Consider the following 13719-nt stretch of genomic DNA (forward strand, 5'->3'; position numbering starts at 1 on the left):
GCAGACAGGAGGAGCAGGGTTCCACTGCTGAGTCCGCGGGGCCGGTGCATGATTCACGTACCCTGCGGTGCGCCCGATACGCCCGATCCCTCCTGACCGCCGCGAGGAAGCCTCCGTTTCACGCCAGTGGGCCCGGCCGTGTCGGCCGGGCCCACTCTTGCTCGCGCGTGGCGCGCTCCTCGCGCCGGGCGTCGCCGGGCGTCCTTTGTCTACCAGCGGTACCAACGGCCCTTGCGGCCGCCGCTGTCGGCGGAGCGGACGACGAAGCCGAGCAGCCACACGATGAGCACGATCACCGCGATCCACCACAGTGCCTTCAGTGCGAAGCCCGCACCGAAGAGGATCAGAGCCAGCAGAAGAACCAGAAGCAGGGGAACCATCGTTATCAACCTCCTGGCCACCGCATGCCCTTACTTCAGCCCTACAAGCACACAAAATGCGAGTTATTCCCAAGGAATCCGGGGCATACGCGCCGCACGTCATCGACGGTGCCCCCTTTCTCCCGCCTCACGCACCGCGGACACGCAGCGCGTATCACTCAGAGCCATGTCACGGAGCTGTGGGCCGGAGGTCGGCCGGGGCTACGTCGGGGCTACGTCGGGCAGGAGACGGCAGAAATCGAAGACGGCGGGATTCACGTCGGCTGCGGCAAGCACCAGCGACAGCGTGGACCGCCACGTCGCCGGCTCGTGTGCTCCGGTTCTGCCGGACGAGGCGCGACACCCGGTGCCGCTGAACGCGCTGACGGTGAGCTAAGCGACGGCCGCGGGCCGTGCCTTTCGCCTTCGCGTGCCTTGCGGACTGCCGGTCGTGGTCATCGGGCGGGCCGGTAATAGGCCGCCACGGGGTCGCGCGCCTCGTCGTGAAGGGCCGGGCCGTCGTACGGCACCGCCGGCCAGGCACCCGACGCCGGGTTGAGCGCGACGAGTTGCTCGGTCGACAGCGCGTAGACGACCCGGCCGACGCCGGAACGGGCGATACCGCCTTCGCACATGCCGCACGGCTGGCAACTCGTGTACAGGGTGGTGCCGGCAGCCGTGTCCGGGTCGAGTTCGCGGGCCGCCCAGCGGGCGAGCTTCAGTTCCGGGTGGGCGGTGATGTCGTGGTCCCGCCGGACCGTGTTGTGGGCTTCCGCGAGCACGGTGCCGTCCGGTCCGGCAAGAAGGGAACCGTACGGCGCGTCGCCCAGGGTGACTGCGCGGGCGGCGATGCGGATGGCACGCCGCAGAAGGGCCTCGTCGGCCGGCTTGATCATGATCGAGTGCTCCAGTGGGTGGCCACGAGGGTGAGGGCCCGCCATGCCGTCTCGGGACGGCGCGTCTCTTCCGGGTCTCCGTGGTAGGGGTCGAGTACGACGGTGTCCGCGCCCAGCAGGCGCAACTGTTCGAGATCGTCGAGAATCTGCTCGACGGTGCCGACGCCGGCAGGCCGGTCCAAGGCGTCGACCGGTGCGCTGCTGACCCGCAGGGCGATGCGGGGCGCGAACCCCGGCAGCGCGTGCCGTCGCACAACCGCGCGCATGTGGGGAAGGGGGAGCCGCAGCGGATGCCAGGCGTCACCGAACCTCACGGCACGCCGCAGAGCCGCCTCGCTGTGGCCGCCGACCCAGACGGGAACGTCGCCCTCCTGGCGCCCCGCGTCCCTGGCTTCCCGGAGGATGCCAAGACAGTCGTCCGTCAGCCGGCCACGCGCGGTGAACGGCACGCCCAGCGCGTCGAATTCCTGCCGGGCCCAGCCGACGCCCACCCCGAGGACGAACCGACCGCCGCTCATCCGGTGGAGACCGGCAGCCATGCGGGCCACCAGCAGGGGATGCCGGTACGGCAGGACGAGCACGGTCGTGCCCAGCCGCACCGTGGAGGTGAGGCCGGCCAGCCACGACAGGGTGGTGAACGGCTCGTGGAACGGCTCCGGGTACCGCTCGGCCACGTCCGGGGTGACCGCCACGTGGTCCGACATCATGAGGGTTCCGAAGCCGAGGCCCTCCGCGAGCCGTGCCCATTCACGCAGGATGCCGGGGTCGGACCCCGGGCCGAAATTCGGTACGTTGACGCCGAGTTGCATGGTCCGAGGCTATTCCGGCGATCATGGCGCAGGGAAGCGGAACCTCCCTGCGTATCCGCTGTTTCTCCGTGGTTTTGCTGGTACTTTCGCCATATGGCCGCGAACCTTGACCACGTCGACTGGGCAATCATCGAACAGCTCCAGCGGGAAGCGCGCATCTCCCTCAGCGAGCTCGGCCGCCGCGTGAACCTCAGCCCCTCGGCCACCACCGAACGCGTCCGCAATCTGGAGGCCTCGGGCGTCATCACGGGCTACCGAGCCGACATCAACCTGGCCAAGGTCGGCTACCCCGTCCTCGCCGTCGTCCGCCTCAAGTACCCGGGCAACCGCCACGAGCCGCTGCGCCGCCTCCTCGCCGAACGCCGCGAGATCCTGGAGTGCCTGCGCACCACCGGCGACGACTGCTACACCCTGAAGGTGGCCGCGACCTCCATGGAGCACCTGGAGACCCTCATGGACGAGCTCGCCGGCTTCGGCAGCACCACCACCAGCGTCGTCTACCGCCAGACCCTCCCCTACCGCGGCCCCGCAGTACCGAACTGACAACCGACCCGCTCCATGCCCGCACCGGCGGTCGCCGGGGCATTGCCGTCATGCGCTCCGCGTCAGTGAGCGGTCACACCACGAGAGACGACCTCAAGGACTCGGCGACGCTAGGAGCCGGACGTCTGCGCGGGCGGATCAGCCGAAGCAGCCGCCTTGAGCACCAACCGGTTCTCGGCGTTCCGGTGCCGTCCGGCGCTCCGGGAGGCTCGCCTGCGGTCGACCTTACTGTCGAACGCAGCCGGTCAGGCGTCGGGGGCCGTTCCGCGCTTCTCGTCCGGCACTTCGGCCCCGACACGGTTGCGAGGCCGCAGAAGCAGTCCGGCCCGTTCGGTCACCGCAACTAGTCGGCCCCCTCCTCCGGCGCGGGGGGCTCCTGCCACGTCAGGGTCTCCAGGGGCGACGGCAGACGGCGCGCGGAACCGGGCAGGGGCCTCGCCACGGTGGACGCTTCGTCGCTGAAGTAGGCGACTGGCCTTACCGGGGTCGCCAGGGGCCCTGGTGCTGCTGCTCGCGAGGTCTTCGTGGTGGTCATGTGGTTCCCCTGGGTCGTCACAGGCCATGCCCGGTCGAAAGCCGGTACACAGGTCGGTTGCGCAAGGGTATCCAGTGTCCGACCTGCGGCCCTAGGAGATTTCTTCGAGCCGGTCCGCGGATCAGGCCGACCCCGCCGCCGCCGGCCTGCCCCTCCTCACCGTTGCCCCCGCCGGCGCTGACACGGTCTCATGCGTGGAGCCGGACACCGAGGCCGGATACGACACCGGCACCGCTGAGACCGTGTGCGAGCAAGGCGCCACGCAGGGGCGAAGCTTCGCCTGACCATCCTGCTGGAGGCCGAAGTCGCCCCCGCCACCGCAGAGCGCGCTCGCACGGGCGCGACCGGCGACGGCGCACGGCCGGATACGGCAGCCGCTGGACGGTGCCGGCGCACAACGCTCCGCAGCACGCTGAGGCACTCACTCAACTGGAGGCGGGGGAAACGACCTTCCCCCAGGTTCACTGACCGCCCCCGGCGAGGCCCGGTGTTCGTGCAGGGCCTGCTCCACGGCGTCGAGGCGGCGCCGCTGCCGACGTGCGGTGAGGGGATTGGCCAGGAACGCGCAGGCCAGGAGGATCTGGAAGCAGGCGTATCCGTAACGGGCGGCGAGAATCTGGAAGACGGCGCTCACCAACCACATCAGCACGGCGGCCCTCATCCCCCACCGCACCCACCCACGCTGCCGGGTGTCCAGCGCGCGGCGCTGACGTGCGGCGATGTCGATCGCGGCAGGAAACTCGGCGGGATCTTCCGGCAACTCGCCCCGCTGCAGACGGCGACCCACGCGCGCGTACCGGCTCGCACTCAGTCCCAACTCCGCTGCCCGGCGCCGCGTCCACCACCATGCGCCGGCGGCCGACCCCGAAACCAGCAGAAGGAAGACCGCGGCGAACAGCAAACCCTGAGGAACGTCCACTTCACCCCCACCGACGACTGCTCCCCGCCGGAAGCCTGCCCGTGCCATTGCTGCCAGTAGTACGGCGAGGAGGGGGCCAGCGGGTTCGTGTGCCCGCACCCATTCGCCTCAGCGGCGATCCGGACAGGCTCGGCTTCGCCCGCCCTCACCGCGTTGGACCGGCTACCCCCGTCCACCGCAAACACCCCCACTGTCGTGCGGCCAACCGTGCGGCTGGGGTCCTGAGCCCGGGAGCGACGTGGGGACGCAGCCTCTCTGCGTCCCGAGGGCAGGTACGAGCCGCACGATCGCCAGGATCAGCCGGGCGACCGTTCAAGGGTGGTGCGGACGCGGTTCGCAGGGGTCGGCCGTCGGGCCTTCCACTGGAGGCCGGGCCCTGTGTGGTCGCGGCCTACCAGCGAACGAACCTCGGTCGAAGAGCCACCAGTGCTCCACCCACCACCGGGCCGTCATCAACGCCGACACCTGCCTGGCCGTCGTGTGGGGCGACCGCTCGCCGGTGACCGCAACGACTGCGACGCACGGGCGGAGTCGGGCGCGAGGGCCGCCGTCGGCACAGGTGTCGTGATCGCCGACGGCGGCCACCCGTCCGCCACTGACACGGGGCCAGGCCGGCAACAAGATCCAGGGGTTGTGCGAGCTGGTCGACTCGTCTGGGGAGCGGAACCTCAGGCGTGTGCGTGATGAGGACGTGCCGCCTTGTGCGAGGCCGCGTGGTGCGCGGGCCGGCCCGTCTCGGGGACGGCCAGGCGACGCAGGGACAAGGCGGCGGTGACGAGGAGCCCGGTGAAGACGGCCAGGAGGACGACGGACACCCACATCTGCCGACCCCCCGGCTGCTGCCAGCCGGTCCAGGTGGCGCACACCGCCCACAGCAGGGCGCCCCCGGCGTAGAAAGAGCGGACCCGGTGCAGCTGTCGCACGGCCCGCAGGAACATGACGCGTTCGGTCTTCGGTGCCATGCGCAGCCGTGTACCCCCGGACGCCCTTTTCAGCGGGCCGGATGTTCCACGCGTGCCTTGCCGCTTCGCGCCTTGCCGCCTCGTGTCCTACCGCTCACTTCCGCTCTTCCTGCTCAGCGCGCCCCTCGAAGTCGCGCCGCACCGCCGCACCTTCGTCCTCGACCAGTCCCGCAGCGTCCGGAAGGTCCAGAACGGCACCGCAGTGGTCACACAGTTTCCCGTCTGCGGCCGGCGTGCCGCACGCCTTGCAGAACCGGTTGCCTTCGCGGTCATCAGGCTTCTCTGCCATGACTCTCCCCCAGCAGGTTGCGCCGTTCGTTCGGGCAGTGACGAGTGCCGAGTACCCACGGCAGGCGAAGGAGACCGAGGCGTTCACCCGCCTTTCGGGCCGGGCGGGACGGACAGAAAGCCGGCCGGGGGGTGGGCGGTAGCGGGGGGACGGGATGGGGAGGGGACGGCGGGTGCGCGGGCAGTGACCGGTAGTACACCCTCAATCGCGTGACGTACGCCACGCGGACGGGTCCGGTTCGTTCCGGGATATCCGGAAGGGGCGATTCCTCATCAACGGAGGTGCATCATCCGTTTGCTGGCCCCTTCGCATACTCCATGGACATCTGAGAAAGATCCATCACACAAAGGACACGGAACGACACATTTCATTCACCATGAGTCAAGCCGGCCACCTCCACGGCAGCCTGCCGGAGCATGCCAGGAGACACCGGACCGGCACGATCACAACGGGCCAATGTCTGAATCGGCCTTGATGCCGCCGTCGCCCCGGACCCACACTCACTGCTGTACGGCGAATGATCGTTCGGCTCTTTCTGCAGCTGCGAGTGCTGTTCCCCATGCCTTCTTGGCATGTCCGCGCTGTCGTTCCGACGGCGCGTTCCGGTCTCCCTCTCTCGGAGGAATACGTCATGTCTCTCGGCCCGAACCAGCAGGACGCCCTGGAGCTCCAGGACCTCGCCCTCGACGCGGACCTGGACCTCACCGACCTGACCGTGACATCGCTGCGCGACACCGCCGCGCTGCCCGAGAACGGAGCCTCGTGGGGCTCCTGCTCGTGCCAGGGCTCGTCGTCGTGTGCGCAGCCGCAGGACAACGGACCCGTCGTCCTCTGACCTCCCACAGGATCCGGACTGAGCCCTTCGCACCTGGAGGGCCTCACGTGCCGATCTGATCCGCCCCCGGCCTCGCGTTCCGCGAGGCCGGGGTATCACGGCGGTCATCGTGCGGCCGGCCGGCTCGCCCAGTGCACCCGGCCGGCCGTACGGGGCCGGCCGGCGGCACGGGCCCGGTCGGCCGTACGGGCCCGTGTCCGTGTCGGCTCCCGCCCCGCCGGCCGCCGTCACCCGATGCCCGGACCGCGCAGACGCCCGCCCCGCCCGCTTCCCTTCCCGCCCGCTCCACTGATCCCAACGCCCTCCGAGCCGTATGCCGGGAGCCCCTGTCATGTCGTACCCCACCCCGCCGGCAGCCCCGGTGCGCGTGCCGCCGCCTGACCGGGTCGATCCGTCCAAGTCAGCTGCGGCAGACACTCCGGCGGCCCCGCACGGCCAGGTGGACCGCTCCGGTCCGGCGAATCCGCACCGCCCGGCGGATCGTTCGGCTCCGGCGGGCCCGTACGGCCAAGGGGACCACGCGGACCCGGCGGATCCGCACGACCAGGTGTACCGCTCGAACCCGGCGGACCCGTACGACCGGATGGCGCCGTACGCCCTCGTCCGTACGACCGTGCTCGCGTACCCCGCCCAGACCGCCTCCGGCGCCGCCGTGCGGGCCCTGCTCGCCCGGCTCACCGCTCTGGCCGCCCGGGACACCGCCCTGCGGGCGGCCCTGTGCGACGACCTCTTCGCCACGCGCGGCACGCACGACGAGGACTTCCACCGACGAGTGGTTCTCCCGCTCCGCCGTGCGCTGCACAACGACCGCGAGCCCCGCCCCGCCCTCATCGCGCGACTCGGCACCCTTCCCGACCGGGTGCCGCGGCTCACCGACTGGCTCGCCCTGCGACAGCTGCGCGCCCGGCTGCTGGACGAGTTGGGCACGGCTGTACCGCGCGCCCTGGCCGCCGAACGCGGCGCACTAGCCGGCCTCTGCCGTTCCCCCGCCTTCGCCCGGGCCGTCGCCCTGACCAGTGCCGATCTGCTGCATGCGGTCAGCAGGGCCGGCGAGGGCGCGACCGGGCGGTGGGCACGCAAGCAGGAGGCGTCGGTTCTCCGGCACGCCCTGCGGGCCAGTACGAAGACCAGTCCGCTGTCGTGGTTCACCTCCATCGGGTGGGCGGCCGAATCTGCCGAATCTGTCGTCGGCGCCCCCGTCATCCCCACCACCGTCACCCCCGCACCGGGGCCCACCATCGTCACCTCCGCACCCCGACCCGCGACCGCGTCCCCCGTTGCCCCGGTCTCCGTCGTCAAGGAGAACCGCACGCTCGTCACTGCGCTCACCGCGGCCCTGCTCGACGAGCCGCGCCGCCGCCGCACCCTCCCCCACCGGATGACGAGCACGGGGCAGCCGGCCGACGGGCGGGTCCGCTTCGCCCGCGCGGAGGCGCTCTTCGCCGGCGGCCGGTACCTGGTCAGCAGGGAGGACATGGCGGAAGTGGCCGCCCGCCCCGCGCTCGACACGCTGGCCGCCGCCCTCGCCGACGGCCCGCTCACCCTTGACACGCTGACCGGCCGGCTCGCGGCCGCCCTGGGGCGCACGGCCGACGACTCCGCCGTCACACGCTTCGTGGACCGGCTCGCCGACTCCGGACTACTCGTCCCCGCCGAACCCGTCGACCCGCAGCACCCCGCTCCCCTCCGGGCACTCGCCGACTGGCTGGGCCAATGGCCCGAGGACACCGTGCTGGCCGGCCGGATCTCCCGACTCGCCCACGACACGGCACGGTTCTCGACCACCCCCGCCGCCGAGCGCCCCGCCCTGCTCACCTCCCTGACCGGACGCTGGCACCAGCTGCTCGCCGACACCGGGCGGCCCGTCGCGCCCGACGCGGCCCCGCTGACGGTCCTCACGGAGGATGTCGTCCACCCCGTTCCCCTGTCCCCGCGCCGGTCGCCAGCCGCGCCGGCCAAGGCCTCGGACGCGGACGTGGACGCGGACGCGGGCGTGGACGCTGCCACCGCGGGAGTGCGGTACGAGGACGGTCCTGCCGGGTACGATCCGCTCACCCCGGCCGATCAGACGGCGCTCACCGAACTCACCTCCCTGGCCGAGCTGTTCGACCTCGGACATGTGATGAGCCGGGTCGCCCGCGACCGCTTCGTCGCCCGCTACGGGAAAGGCGGCGTCTGCCGTGACCCGTGGAGCTTCGGCGCCGACACCGCCGCCGCCTGGGAGGAAGCCGGCCGCCACACAGCCCGCACGTCCGACGACCCCGGGCTGCCTGCCGGACTGACCGAACTCGTGCGGCTGCGCGAGGAGTTCACCGAGCTGGCAGGAATGGCGGCCGGGCCGGACGGGGAACGGGCCGCCGAGTTGGTCCTGCCGGCCCGGCCCGTCCGCGCCCTCGCCGCCCGTCTGCCCCACTGGACGGCCACCCGGCCGGTCAGTTACTCCCTCTTCGTCCAACGGGTCCACGAGGCCGATCTGTTGTGCGTCAACCACGTCTACGGCGGCTGGGGCCGGTTCACCAGCCGCTTTCTCGACGCCCTCCCGGCGGGAGCGGCGGCCGCGGTCGGCGAGCGCGTACGGCGGGGCCTCGGGGGCGCCCGGGCGGCCCAGATCCGGCCCGTGGGCGGGTTCAACGCCAACCTCCACCCCCTGCTGCTCGCCGAGGAGATCGGGCCCGACCGCGGCCGGACCTCCCTCGCCGAGGCCGACGTGGATCTCGTCCACGACGCGGCCACCGACCGGCTGCGGTTGCGGGTACGAGCGACCGGTGACCTGCTGGACGTGCTCTACCTGGGGTTCCTCGCCCCGGTGATGCTGCCGCAGCGGCTCGCACCGTATCTCTGCGACCATCCGGCGGGGGTGGTGGACTTCCGCCCGCTGCTGCCCCGGCACGTCATGACCGCGCCGGGCGGACAGGTGGTCCGCACACCACGGCTGCGCCACCGCCATCTGGTGCTCGCCCGGCGCCGCTGGCACTTCGGGCCCGCCGCGCTCGACGCGCTGCGCGCGGAACTCGCCACCGAGGAGCGGGAGGTACCAGCCGCCACGGTGACCCGCTGGCGGGCTCTGCTGGACCTGCCGGAACAACTGTTCCTGCATCCGGCTCCGCAGCCCTCGGGCGGGCACGCCGTCGACGACTTCGTCGCCCGGCTGCGGGCACCCAAACCGCAGGCGGTCGACCTGGGCAACGCCCTGCACCTGCGCTGCCTGGGCACCTGGCTGGCACGTCACCCCCGCGGCGTCGTCCTGGAGGAGGCCCTACCCGTCTTCGGCGGCCGGGACCGGCCCGCCCGCGCCGTCGAGTCCGTCGTCGAGACGTACCGTCCGGCACGCCGCCGTACGGCCGCCCCCGCCGCCGTTCGGGCCGCCTCGCCCGCAGCCCGCCCAGGAGACACCCGATGAACGCCGCGTCCGGCCCCGCCCGCACCGACGTACCCACGACCTCGGCCGCACCCGGTCCCGCCCGCACCACCGCCCCCGGTACCCCGGCCGCGTCCGGCCCCGCCCCGGCTCTCGACGTGGTGCTGTACGACTACCGCGACGACAAAGCCCCGCTGCTGCGCGAGGCTGTCCTGCCGTCGGCCCGTCGGGCCGCCGCCGAGGGAGTGGCCGCGCACGTCGAGCGGCACTGGCTCTACGGCCCGCACGTGCGGATACGGCTGCGCGGGACACCCGGTGCGGTGGCCACGGCCGCCGACCGCGCCGCGGCCACCCTGCGCAGCTGGACCGCCGCCCATCCCCCGGCCGCCCGTGTCACCGAGGAGGAGTTGCTCGCCCGGGCCGCCGTCGCCGGCCGCGCGGAGCTGATCGCCCCGCCGTACGGCCCGCTCGTCCCGGACGGCACCGTCCGCGTCGAGCCGGTCGACCAGTCGTCCCTGCGTGCCCTGATCGGGTCCGACGGGGCCCGGCTCCGGGACGACCTGCTGGCGCTGGGCCTGCCGGCGCTGGAGACCGGGTGCGCGTTCCTGTGCGGGCACGACGCCTCGCCCGCCGCCCGGGTGCAGCTCGCGGTCGCGGCGCTGGCCGCGCACGCCGCGGCGCACCCGCAGGGGCTGACCGGTGGTCACTACTCGTTCGTGTCGCACCTGGAGGACTTCTTCACGTACGAGGACGAGGAGGGACGGCTGCGAGCGGCTTTCGAGCGCCGGTGGGAGGCCACGGAGCCGGCCGTCACCGCCCTGGTCGAGCGGATCGCGGGCGGCGGGGCGACGGGCTGGGAACGCGCCTGGGCCGACTGGTCCGCCCAGGCGTGGCGCATCACCGAGGAGCGGTTGGCCTCGGGCGCGGACCTCACCGGTGACCCTCTGGAGTACCGCAACCGCGCGGCGGCGCTCGGCGACCCGACGGTGGCCGAGCGCTGGGACCAGGACGTACGGACCCGCTTCAGCGAATTCCACCGCCGGCTGCACCGCTCGGACCCGCGGGGGACGATGTGGAGCCGGCCCGACTACCTGGTCTACCGGGCCTGTACGAACGCGCTCTACCGGCTGTTCGCGATCTGTGACCTACGGCCCGTGGAGCGTTACCTCGCCGCGCACCTGCTCGTACGCACGGTGCCGAAGCTCACCGGGCACACCTGGCAGGCCCACCTCGACGAGGTGATCGCGTCGGTGGAGCGCTCTGCGCCGGTGGAAGGATTGTCGTCGGGCGAGGGCTCCTCGCCGGTGGAGGGCGCTTCATGACGGCCGCTCCCCCCGCACCGGGCTCGCCGGAGAACCCCCTCGCGGGCACGGAACCCGCCCAGCTGGCACCAGAGGCCCCCCTCCCGCCCCCGACGGCTGCGGTACGGCGGCTCCGGCTGCGGCCAGGCGTGGCCGTCACCCCGCTGCGCGCGGGTCTGCACCTGCGCGGCCGCGGCACCGGGGTCACCTTGGAGGGCAGCCGCGCGCTGCCGGCCCTGTGGCGCCTGCTCTCGGACCGGCTCGGCGCGGACCGGCAGGCCGGGGACCCGCAGACCGCGGACCCGCTCGGCGTCGACCGGCAAGCCGGGGACCCGCAGGCCGCGGACCCGCTCGGCGTGGACCGGCAAGCCGGGGACCCGCAGGCCGCGGACCCGCTCGGCGTGGACCGGCAAGCCGGGGACCCGCTCCCTGCGGACCCGCTCGCTGCGAACCCACCCGCTGCGGGTTCGCTCGCCGGCGCCGTGCAGCGCGCGGTGCCCGGTGACGGCGGCGCGCGGTCGGGCACCGGCGCGGACAGCGAAGGCGGCGAGAACGGAGCGGGCGACCAGGCCGACCCCCGGGTGGAGGCCGCGTTGAGCACGCTCACGGCCCGACTGCGCGAACACGACCTTCTGGTCGAGCACCCCGACGGCGCCGAACTGCCGTCCTGGCCCGGTTCGACGGCCGCCCACCCGGCGAGGGCCGTCGAAGCGATCCGGACCGCGCACCCGGTCCTCGCCACAGCCGACCCCCTGAGTCCGCTCGCCGTGAGCCTCGCAGGGGCGTTGCGCCGCTCGGGGGCGGCCCCTCGGATCGCGACCGACGTCCGCCTGCCGCCGGACCAGGCCGTGATCACGGCCGACGCGCCGTCCGGAGCCGTGGCACTGGTCGTGTCCTGCACCGCCGACGGAGGCTTCGTCACCGAGCCCGGGCCCCCGCACCTCGCCCGCTCCGACGCCGCCGCCATCGCCACCCGTCTCGCCCGCTCCGACGCCGCCATCGCTCTGCGTCCCGCCCCCTCCGCCGCGGCCATCGCCGGCCTCCTCGATACCGACGACACGGCCACCACCGGCACGGCACCAGGGGCGCCGACCGCTCCCCCCGCCACGCGGCCGAGGCCGACGGCACCGGCTCCCGCGCCGCTCTCTGCTCCCGCGCCGTCCGCGGCCCCCACCTGGTCCCCGATCCCCGCACAGTCCCCGGCTCCCGCCGGCACCGGGACGCCGCAGCGGACGGCTTCCGCCGGCCCACCGTCCCGCACGCACACCGCGTTGCTCGCCGGTGCCGCGGCCGGACGACTGCTCGCAGCCGTCGCCGGCCTCCCCGACCCCGCCGGGCCCGAGGACGCCTCCCGCACGGCAGCGGCCCGCCACCCGGCGGTACTGATCGCCCGAACCGGACCGCCGGCGGCGGCATACCACCCGTGGGCCGCGGTCCCGCGTGCGGGCCGCAGCCGGCCTGACGCCCCGCCCGTGCCGGACCTCGGGGAGGCCCTGCGCCGGATCACGGACCTGGCGGACCCGCGTCTGGGAGTGCTCGACGCACCCCAGCCCGCGCACCTGCCGCAGCTCCCCGCGTCGCTCGTGTCCTGCCGCACTCCGGCGGGACCGCTGGTCGCCGGAGCGGTACGGGCGGACCTCGCCCGGCTGGAAGCTGCTTGCCGGGCCGCCGAACTCGCCCTGGGAGACGGCTCCCCGGCCCCGGTCGTCGGGGCCGGCCCCGACCACGCCCTGGGCCGGGCCCTGCGCCGCGCCGCCCTCGACAGCGTCGAGCGAGAAGGCCTCCCGCCCGGGAAGAGCGATCCCGCCGCCGCGGCCGCCCACGCGGACAGTCCTGATGACGAGGCCTGGCGCACGCACCCGCAGGCCCGCCACTGGTGGACCGTGCTGACGACACGCATGGGCCGCACCGCCCAGCTGACGGTCCGGCGACTCGGTTCCGCAGAGGCGCACCTGGCCGTCATCCGGGTCCTCCCGGCCGCCGGCGGCACCGGCACCGGCACGGTGAGCCGGGCCGTCGAGGCCACCGCGGCCGACGCCGTGGCCCTCGCCGCCCTCGACGCCGTCACCCGCACGATGGCCGCGCAGCATGTCCCGGGCCCGGCACGGCACACGGTGCTCAACGGCGCCGTGGCCCCGCTGGCCGCGGCCGGCACCGAACCGGCCGGCTGGGCGGACGAGGGCTGCACCGACGCCTGGCTGGCCGGGATCGCCGGCCGCGAACCCGCCCTGCGCACCGCTCTGCACCGCCTGACCGGCCTGCGTCCCACCCCCTGGCGGGGCACCGGTCAGCCGGCTCTGACCGAGGCCCTGCGCGCCTGCGGATTCACGGTCCTGACCGCACCTGGAGACCCACGATGAGCACCGCGGATCCGTACGATCCGTACGCCCTTCCCGTCCCGCTCCTCGATCCGGAGGCGGCACTCGCCACTGTTCGCGGAGCCGCCGTCGTACGACTGACCGCGTGGGACCTCGCGCTCGCCGAGCGGCTCAGCCGGCACGCCCTGACCCACCCGGTGCGGTTCGTGCCAGTGCGCGAGGACGGGGCCTTGACCGTGATCGGGCCGGTGCTCCACCCCGGGGCCCGGGCCTGCGTCCGTTGCGCGGAGTCCCAGCGGCTGGCCACCGCCGGCGGCCGGGTGCCATGGCACAGCCCTCGGCTGGCCCTCGCCGGCACCGGGACCCCGCCGCTGGCCGAAGCCGCACTCCGCCTCGCGGTGGGCCTGCTGACAGCCGACGCGCACCGACCGCGGTCGTCCGCCACCGCCCGCCCCGGCCGGAGCACAGCCGAACCACCGGGCCCCCGACACGACAACCGGGGGCCGACCACGATCGAGGACCAACCCCTCCCCCTGGACCCGGCCACGGTCGATGACCACCCTCTCCCCCCGGACCCGGCCACGGTCGTGGACGA

Annotated in this window: 12 protein-coding genes and 1 pseudogene; 7 read left to right on the forward strand and 6 right to left on the reverse strand. The window is 73.7% G+C overall.

Annotated elements, in window-relative coordinates:
• Positions 1 to 209: 209 nt before the first annotated feature.
• From ACZ4VF_RS34570 to ACZ4VF_RS34580, 3 genes are all read right to left on the reverse strand, one after another.
• Positions 210 to 380: a DUF5670 family protein gene (locus ACZ4VF_RS34570; protein ID WP_037661814.1), complete on the reverse strand. Its 171-nt coding sequence runs from the start codon at positions 378 to 380 to the stop codon at positions 210 to 212.
• 434 nt (positions 381 to 814) lie between these two features.
• Positions 815 to 1255, reverse strand: coding sequence for a nucleoside deaminase (locus ACZ4VF_RS34575; protein ID WP_467930976.1), 441 nt, complete (start codon positions 1253 to 1255; stop codon positions 815 to 817).
• Positions 1252 to 2064, reverse strand: a complete 813-nt coding sequence (locus ACZ4VF_RS34580; protein ID WP_467930977.1) for an LLM class flavin-dependent oxidoreductase — start codon at positions 2062 to 2064, stop codon at positions 1252 to 1254. Before ACZ4VF_RS34580 ends, ACZ4VF_RS34575 begins: the two co-directional genes overlap by 4 nt.
• 93 nt (positions 2065 to 2157) lie before the next feature.
• Between ACZ4VF_RS34580 and ACZ4VF_RS34585 the strand changes: the two genes are divergently transcribed.
• Positions 2158 to 2607 carry an Lrp/AsnC family transcriptional regulator gene (locus ACZ4VF_RS34585; protein ID WP_467930978.1) on the forward strand — a complete coding sequence of 150 codons (450 nt, stop codon included), beginning with the start codon at positions 2158 to 2160 and terminating at the stop codon, positions 2605 to 2607.
• A gap of 956 nt (positions 2608 to 3563) precedes the next feature.
• Here ACZ4VF_RS34585 and ACZ4VF_RS34590 read toward each other — a convergent pair.
• The gene (locus ACZ4VF_RS34590; RefSeq protein WP_467930980.1) at positions 3564 to 4061 is read right to left on the reverse strand and encodes a hypothetical protein; all 498 of its coding nucleotides are present in this window, start codon (positions 4059 to 4061) and stop codon (positions 3564 to 3566) included.
• 323 nt (positions 4062 to 4384) lie between these two features.
• Here ACZ4VF_RS34590 and ACZ4VF_RS34595 point away from each other — a divergent pair.
• Positions 4385 to 4682, forward strand: a pseudogene (locus ACZ4VF_RS34595) (IS5/IS1182 family transposase); the annotation flags it as partial.
• Between the two features lie 47 nt (positions 4683 to 4729).
• Here ACZ4VF_RS34595 and ACZ4VF_RS34600 read toward each other — a convergent pair.
• The gene (locus tag ACZ4VF_RS34600) at positions 4730 to 5023 is read right to left on the reverse strand and encodes a hypothetical protein (protein ID WP_467930981.1); all 294 of its coding nucleotides are present in this window, start codon (positions 5021 to 5023) and stop codon (positions 4730 to 4732) included.
• Positions 5024 to 5117: 94 nt separating this feature from the next.
• Positions 5118 to 5312, reverse strand: a complete 195-nt coding sequence (locus tag ACZ4VF_RS34605; protein WP_467930982.1) for a hypothetical protein — start codon at positions 5310 to 5312, stop codon at positions 5118 to 5120.
• A 631-nt stretch (positions 5313 to 5943) separates the two neighbouring features.
• Between ACZ4VF_RS34605 and ACZ4VF_RS34610 the strand changes: the two genes are divergently transcribed.
• The 5 genes from ACZ4VF_RS34610 to ACZ4VF_RS34630 all read left to right on the forward strand — a co-directional run.
• Positions 5944 to 6147 carry a thiazolylpeptide-type bacteriocin gene (locus ACZ4VF_RS34610; protein ID WP_467930984.1) on the forward strand — a complete coding sequence of 68 codons (204 nt, stop codon included), beginning with the start codon at positions 5944 to 5946 and terminating at the stop codon, positions 6145 to 6147.
• Between the two features lie 547 nt (positions 6148 to 6694).
• Entirely contained in the window at positions 6695 to 9547 is a 2853-nt protein-coding gene (locus tag ACZ4VF_RS34615; RefSeq protein WP_467930985.1) for a lantibiotic dehydratase, read from the forward strand.
• Positions 9544 to 10827, forward strand: coding sequence for a hypothetical protein (locus ACZ4VF_RS34620; RefSeq protein WP_467930986.1), 1284 nt, complete (start codon positions 9544 to 9546; stop codon positions 10825 to 10827). Before ACZ4VF_RS34615 ends, ACZ4VF_RS34620 begins: the two co-directional genes overlap by 4 nt.
• Positions 10824 to 13166, forward strand: coding sequence for a DNA polymerase III subunit gamma/tau domain-containing protein (locus ACZ4VF_RS34625; RefSeq protein WP_467930987.1), 2343 nt, complete (start codon positions 10824 to 10826; stop codon positions 13164 to 13166). Before ACZ4VF_RS34620 ends, ACZ4VF_RS34625 begins: the two co-directional genes overlap by 4 nt.
• The coding region (locus ACZ4VF_RS34630; protein ID WP_467930989.1) for a TOMM precursor leader peptide-binding protein at positions 13163 to 13719 on the forward strand (557 nt) is incomplete at its 3' end. The genes ACZ4VF_RS34625 and ACZ4VF_RS34630, both read left to right, overlap by 4 nt.

The sequence above is a fragment of the Streptomyces sp. NPDC029151 genome (assembly GCF_055564315.1).

What these genes read in the sequence shown, in the direction of transcription:
- ACZ4VF_RS34570 (WP_037661814.1), bottom strand. Translation starts at nt 380, where the DNA reads ATGGTTCCCCTGCTTCTGGTTCTTCTGCTGGCTCTGATCCTCTTCGGT.
- ACZ4VF_RS34575 (WP_467930976.1), bottom strand. Translation starts at nt 1,255, where the DNA reads ATGATCAAGCCGGCCGACGAGGCCCTTCTGCGGCGTGCCATCCGCATC.
- ACZ4VF_RS34580 (WP_467930977.1), bottom strand. Translation starts at nt 2,064, where the DNA reads ATGCAACTCGGCGTCAACGTACCGAATTTCGGCCCGGGGTCCGACCCC.
- ACZ4VF_RS34585 (WP_467930978.1), top strand. Translation starts at nt 2,158, where the DNA reads ATGGCCGCGAACCTTGACCACGTCGACTGGGCAATCATCGAACAGCTC.
- ACZ4VF_RS34600 (WP_467930981.1), bottom strand. Translation starts at nt 5,023, where the DNA reads ATGGCACCGAAGACCGAACGCGTCATGTTCCTGCGGGCCGTGCGACAG.
- ACZ4VF_RS34605 (WP_467930982.1), bottom strand. Translation starts at nt 5,312, where the DNA reads ATGGCAGAGAAGCCTGATGACCGCGAAGGCAACCGGTTCTGCAAGGCG.
- ACZ4VF_RS34610 (WP_467930984.1), top strand. Translation starts at nt 5,944, where the DNA reads ATGTCTCTCGGCCCGAACCAGCAGGACGCCCTGGAGCTCCAGGACCTC.
- ACZ4VF_RS34620 (WP_467930986.1), top strand. Translation starts at nt 9,544, where the DNA reads ATGAACGCCGCGTCCGGCCCCGCCCGCACCGACGTACCCACGACCTCG.
- ACZ4VF_RS34625 (WP_467930987.1), top strand. Translation starts at nt 10,824, where the DNA reads ATGACGGCCGCTCCCCCCGCACCGGGCTCGCCGGAGAACCCCCTCGCG.